Source organism: candidate division WOR-3 bacterium, assembly GCA_039801905.1.
Taxonomy (GTDB): Bacteria; Hydrothermota; Tepidihabitantia; order Tepidihabitantales; family JBDRVQ01; genus JBDRVQ01.
The window spans coordinates 1-6,409 of record JBDRVQ010000054.1 but is presented as its reverse complement, the minus strand read 5'-3'; the positions used below and the strand labels follow the sequence as shown (position 1 = coordinate 6,409).

Sequence of the window (6,409 nt, the reverse complement as noted above, 5' to 3'; positions counted from 1 at the left end):
TACTCGGTTCAATCTCGGTTCCTTCAAACCACTCGTTGAAACTGGTGATTAAAATCCAATCCGGATCGCTAGTTAAGACCGCTTCCCAATTCTTTTTATAAAAATTACCTTTTTCCCGGTCGGTTAATTTTCCCGGCTGACGGTAATTCCGGTCGTCGTAACCAGGAATCACCGGAGCGGCGTAAAGTTTATTTTTTATGCGGGCAATCTCTCCCGCCAGAAGATACCGTTTTTTGGCTTCTGCCAAATTGTTATACCAGGGATAATACTCGTGAAAACCTAAAAAACCAGAAAGGTGGGAAGGGGCGTAACCATAAATGATAAAATCAAAAGGGGATTTTATTTCCCGTAATTTGGGTAAGGATATTTCTTGAATCACTCGTACGAAGATAAAAATTACCGGACGCCCATTGATCTTCAAAAAGGCAGGACTTCGGGCATAAGTTGTTTCCAGATATTGGAGGTCTTCTTCTAACACCTCGGTTGTTTCCAAATAGAGGGTAAACTTAAAATCCAGAGATTCACAAATTGGGAGAAAAATTTTTAGATTTTGGTCAAAAGGGGAGTCCTTTCCCCACCAGGAGATGATAAAACCATCAAGTTTGGCTTCTTTTGCCCAAAGGATGTGCCTCTTTAATACCGCGTGGTCCTGAGAAGAATAAAACCCTAAGAGAGGTTGATGGGCAACTCGCTTCTTTCCTTGATCAAACCAATTGTCTCCATACCAAAGGCAATAGAAAGCAAGGACGAGGGGAGGGAATTGGAGAGTCTTTTTTGGCAGAGAAAATGACTGAAGCGAGAGGTTTCTAAAAGAGTCTTTTGAGAGGGAGAACTCTTTACTCTCCTCTTGGTAGGTAAAGTGGGCGATGACTTCTTTATCTTCACTCAAAAGGGTAACATTTGTTTGCCCCAAATTTCCTTTTTTGCCAAAAAATTCTAAGAAAGGGGGTAAATCCTTAGGGAGAAAGAGGAAGAATTGTACCCGCGTCCGAGAGGTATCAAGGTCTTTTTTTTGGATGCTTAAAAGGCCGTACCGGAATTCTTCATTTCTTCCTAAGAGCACAGTATCCCCCTGGTAATGGAAGGAAACATTTTCTAAATGGAGTTCGGTCCAATCGGAGGTGGTCGTAATATCTAAAATTACCGGATAACCCTCAATTGCCAAAATGGAAGAGAGAAGAAAGAGAAGAGACATTTAGATTCTTTTTGAGAGAAGGCTTTTCTTTTCTAAGAGCCAGATTCCAAACCGAAAAAGCCAATTGAGAAAGAATGGATACCGGGAAGCAAAATGTTTTTGGTAAAATAACCAATTTGCCTGATAAAAGGAGCGGATCGCCAACCGGCGCGTCTCTTCATCAGCAGTTGTCACCTGCGCACTTGACTTCTTCACTCCGGAAGATACCCCCTTGTAATGGATAATTTTGACTTCGGGATAGAAGATAATCTTATAACCATTTTTTTTCATCCGGAAGGCAAAGTCAACATCTTCCCCATAAAGAAAATAGTCCTCATCCAGATAACCAACCCGCTCTAATACCTCCCGCCGAAATAAGAAAAAACAGCCACTGGGCGAATCAATCTCGTGGGGCTTCTTTAGATTTTCCCAGGTGATATGGTACCTTCCAAAGAGCCTACTCTTTGGGAATAATTTTTCTAAGCCTAAAAAGTAAGAGATCGCCGCCCCAGGAGTGGGAAAACCCCGGTGGCAGGCCGGGTCTAAACTACCATCCGCTAATTCCACCCGACAAGTTAAACCTCCGATCTCTTGCCTCTCATCCATATATCTTAAAACCTTTTCTAAGGTTTCAGGAGGCACCTCGGTATCAGGATTCAAAAGGAGGATATACTCCCCTCTGGCTAATTTCAATGCTTGATTATTTGCCCGAGCAAAACCGAGATTTCTGTCATTGGCAATGAGATTCACCCAAGGGAATTTTTCTGCCACCGCTTTCGCTGAACCATCCCGAGAGTTATTATCAACGACAAAGACTTCGTAATCCTTAGATTCGCCGATGAATTCCGCCAATTTCTGTAAACAACTGAGAAGGAAATCTCGACAATTATAATTGACAATGACGATTGATAATTTCATCCTTTTTTTAAGACTTCTTCCAAGACTTCTAATACCTCCTCGGCCGCCTTTCGCCAAGAAAATCTCTGGACATTTTTTAACCCTTTTTCTATCATCTCTTGCCTCTTCTTTTCATTAAGTAAAGCCTCTTTTATTCCCCGGGCAATATCGGAGACATCATAAGGATTCACTAAAATTGCCGCATCCCCAGCCACTTCGGGTAAAGAAGAGATATTAGAAGTGACAACCGGTGTGCCACAAGCCATCGCCTCTAAGACCGGCAAGCCAAAACCTTCGTAGAGAGAAGGCAAGATGAAGACCTTTGCTAAACTATAAACCGCCGGTAGGTCTTCGTGAAAGATGGTATCCGGAAAAATAACCTCCCCAGCTAATTTTAAGTTTTTTACCATTGGTAAAAGACGGGTATTTAACCAACCATATTTTCTTGAACCACCAATCACCAATTTCGGAAGATTGGGAAGAGATTTTTTTAGTTCGGCGTATGCCCATAATAACCGTTCCGTATTTTTCTTCGGTTCTAATACGCCCAATGTCAAAATAAAATCCGAGGGTAAGTGATACTTTTCCCGAATGAGAGAAAGAGTTAATTTATCGGTTATCGGTCGGAAGTTTTCGTCAAAACCATTATGAATCACGGCTATCTTTCCTTCGGGAATGGAAAAGAGCTTCATCAAATCAAACTTCAAAGATTGGGAGACAACGATAATTTTATCTGCCTTTCTTATGGAATTAAAAAACGCCTGCTGATAATAAATCCGCCGGGTAAAGGGGAGGGAGAGAGGTAATAGGAAAGGCGCCAGGTCGTGAATGGTGACTAAATATCGGCAGGTCTTTACTAAAGGTAAAATATTGCAGGGGCTCCAAAGTAAATTTACCTTTTCCTTAGCCAAAAGGAAAGGGAGAGAGGAGTGTTCCCAAATTATCCTTAAAGGAGTGGGGAAATTAATCTCTTTCCATTTCCAGTTCCGGTGAGATCCATGATTGGGAATCGGGATACCTTTCTTTCTTTTGTAAAGAAGAAAAGTATACGACTTTGCCTTCGGTATCAAATATTTTAAGATATTCGTAACATAAACCCCGACACCGTGATGCTGGGACTTGGCAGGCAGGAGATCAATGGCGACCTTCACCTTTCAATTCCTTCCCCACAATGGTTAAAAGTTCGGAAACCCGAATCTTCCAAGAATTCTCCTGAGCATATTTTATCCTCCTTTCCTTCAAATCATCATCCTTCGTCTCCTTAAGGGCTTCGGCGATTGATCGGATAAAATCCTTTTCGTTATTAGATAAATAGATTAACTCTTTCGTTTTCTCCAATTCCTGTAAATTACAAGCCACTACCGGTTTTCCCAAACTTAAATACTCATAGACTTTAATCGGGTCAACCTTATCGGAAAGAGGGTCAGCAATAAAAGGGATGAGGCAGACATCAAAATTATTGATATAGGCCGGGATTAAGGAATAGGGCTTTGGTCCTAAGAGATGAATGTTGGGAAGTTTTGGTATTCTAATATCCCGCATCGGGCCGACTAAGACCACGGATGCCTGAGGAAATGACTTCGCCGCGGCAAAAATGAGATTGGTATCAATCCAAGAGAAGAGAGAACCGACAAAACCAATTATCGGACGGGGGAGTTTTTCTAAATCAGGAGGCGGGGGGGCATTCCAGCCGTTTTGGTAAAAGAAATCAAAGTCAACGCCGTTAGGGAGGAAGGCAATCTTTGCCTCGGGTTTAAGATTTATTATGTCTTCTTTCAGTTTTTGAGCCGAGATTAAGATTAAATCCGCTTTGGCGACTAATTTTCTTTGGAGTTTAGAATAATAGCCCAGTTGTTTTTCTTTACAGAAAACCCTCAGGTCATCAATACAATCGTAAATGATTAAGGTAAAGGGCAACTTCTGGTGAATCGTCTCAACAATCTCGTACCACCAAGGGGTAACTACTAATGCGACTACGGGCTTTTTCCTTTTCGCCCAAAGGGGCTGGAGATTTTTCAAAATCCTTTTTACCTGACGCTTCTGATTGAATTTCCGAATTGAGTCGGTTTCGTAGCGAGCCGCCGGGAAGATTGGTGGTTGGGGAAAGATCGCCAAGTTGGGAAGGATTCGGAGTCGGGGGAAGAGAAAATTGAAAAAGCCGCGCCGGTGGGAAAGTTTATCCTTAAAATACTGGAGGACTGAAGCCGGCGGTATCTCAAAGTAATAGATAAAAAAGTCTCGTCTTCTCAATTCGTCAACCAAAGCGCCGGTCCTACCCCGGAGCAGATGATCGTGGGGTACGGCACCAAAAAATGCCCAATCAAAATCGCTATGTAGCATTTCTCCTTTTTATTAGTTCAATAATCATCTCTTTATTGAATGACTTAGGGATTAAAAAGAGGGTGGCAAGCACAAAAAGGGAAAATAAGCCAAAAGAGATAAAGACTAAAGGAGAAGAGAAAGTTATGCCTCGGACATTAGGGATGAGAATCCTTATCAGAAATAAGATGACGAGGAATCCGGTTCCGATAAGGAGTTGCATCGCCAATTGCCGGATACCTATTTTCAGGTGGTTTCTCAAATAGAAGCAAAAAATTACCGCTAAGATAGCATAAGATAAAAAGTAGGCGAAGCCTAAACCGATTAAACCCAAATTTTTAATAAGGGGAAATGCCGGCGCCAAAACGATTAAAAACCAGATTAGGTTAAATAGTGTTCCCAACCATACCTTGCCAACCGCCAGGAGATAATAACCAACGATGTAGCCGAAACTGGTGAGAAAACTGGCGGCAACTAAAAGAAGGAGAATCTCCTGGGCGGATTCGTATTTTGAACCGTAAAAGAGATGAATAATTTCGTGAGCAAAAAAACTCATAAGAAAACAGATCACCATCACCATTATATTAACCCCATAGATTGTTTTCAAGAGAAAATCCTTTAATCTCTCCCGGTCTTCCGTTACCAATCTACTCGCCAAGGGGATAAACGGTACACCGACTGCCGTGGGAAGAAAGAGTATGATTTGGGTTAGAGAATAGCCGACATTAAAGAAGCCAACCTCTTGAAAACTCCGGAGTCGGGAAAGGAGGGTAGTTAAAATCGTTAAAGCCGGGGTCATCACCAATCCGGACAAGAAAAGGGGAAAGGCAAAGGAGAGCAATTTCGGGAAATGCTCTTTTATCTTATGAAAACTGATCCCCAAAGGCAGAAGGTGATACCTGTTTCTTAAAAACTGAAAGATCCGCAAAAGGAGGAGAAAGACGAATAGACTTGTTAAAGATTGAGAAAGAACCGCTCCCTTAATCCCAAAAGATTTCGTGAGGGGAATAAGGAGAATAAGGCTTACCAAAGAGTTGAAAATCAAAAGGAAGGAGAGGTGCTTAAACTCTCCTAATGCTTGAACCACCGAATTACCGTACTGGATTAAAGAAAAGAAAAAGAGGGCAAAGGCGCTAATCCGAAAAAGGACTGCTAAGTTTTCGTTGCGATAAATCCGAGAGGCAATATCCCGAGCTAAGAGATAATAGAAAAGGGTGATTAAGATGATGATTAACAGATTGATAAAAAAAGCACTGCTGATGAAACTACTCGCTTCTCTTCTATCTTCTGTCCAATAGGCGGTGATTAATTTCACACTGGCGGTAGGGATACCAAAACCGGTAAAAAAAAGGAGGAGGAGGAGGAGATAATTGACGATAGAAATCATCCCAAAATTGGTTGGACCAAGGGTCCGAGCCAAAAAGATGGAAGAGATGGTAGTTATCGCCTTGTTGATTAGAAGAGAGGTATAATAGTAACTACTCCCGATCACTAATCTCTTCCCCAATGATTGGTAAGTGTTAGACATCTTTAATCTTTTCTCTCAATCTGGTTTTTTATCTCCCTCGCTCTCAATTCAGTAATTCCCGCGAGCACTGCCCAAACCAAATTAAATCGGTAACCAACCAAAATGGCACACTGTAAACCACTAATCATTAGGGTTAAAAACGAAAAAAAGATGCTGGAACCAATTATCTTATCAAAGGTAGTCCTACCTTTTTTTAAAATGAACCAGGCGCGGGCAAGGAAAAAACCCATCATCCCCAAAAATAGAGTAAGTCCTAAAATCCCGGTCTTCCAAAGCAACTGGAGATAAGTATTATCCAGCAAATAGACATTAAACCGGCCTAAAGTCGGAAAATAACGGTAGCGAACAAAATCCGCTAATCCCACACCAAGAAAAGGAGATTGCCTCACTTTTTCTATCACATACTTACCCAATTCCATCCGGGCTAACAAAGAGACGTCGTATTCTAAAATTTTGAAACTGGCAAATCGTCCCCCTAATAATCTTTCTAC

6 protein-coding genes are annotated in these 6,409 nt (G+C 41.6%); all 6 read right to left on the bottom strand.

All coding sequences use genetic code 11. The features are described 5' to 3' along the window. Positions 1-1,195: hypothetical protein (locus ABIL00_07965; protein MEO0110694.1), on the bottom strand; the 1,195-nt coding region annotated here is incomplete at its 3' end. After that, a complete protein-coding gene (locus ABIL00_07960) occupies positions 1,196-2,092 on the bottom strand; it encodes a glycosyltransferase family 2 protein (GenBank protein ID MEO0110693.1) in 897 nt (298 codons plus the stop codon). It abuts the gene before it with no gap. Continuing rightward, entirely contained in the window at positions 2,089-3,222 is a 1,134-nt protein-coding gene (locus tag ABIL00_07955; GenBank protein MEO0110692.1) for a glycosyltransferase family 1 protein, read from the bottom strand. Before ABIL00_07955 ends, ABIL00_07960 begins: the two co-directional genes overlap by 4 nt. Further along, on the bottom strand, positions 3,206-4,411 hold the full coding sequence (locus ABIL00_07950) for a glycosyltransferase (GenBank protein MEO0110691.1): 1,206 nt from the start codon (positions 4,409-4,411) through the stop codon (positions 3,206-3,208). Before ABIL00_07950 ends, ABIL00_07955 begins: the two co-directional genes overlap by 17 nt. Continuing rightward, the gene (locus tag ABIL00_07945) at positions 4,401-5,918 is read right to left on the bottom strand and encodes an oligosaccharide flippase family protein (protein ID MEO0110690.1); all 1,518 of its coding nucleotides are present in this window, start codon (positions 5,916-5,918) and stop codon (positions 4,401-4,403) included. Before ABIL00_07945 ends, ABIL00_07950 begins: the two co-directional genes overlap by 11 nt. A gap of 2 nt (positions 5,919-5,920) precedes the next feature. Further along, on the bottom strand, positions 5,921-6,409 hold a 489-nt coding region (locus tag ABIL00_07940), incomplete at its 5' end, for an O-antigen ligase family protein (GenBank protein MEO0110689.1).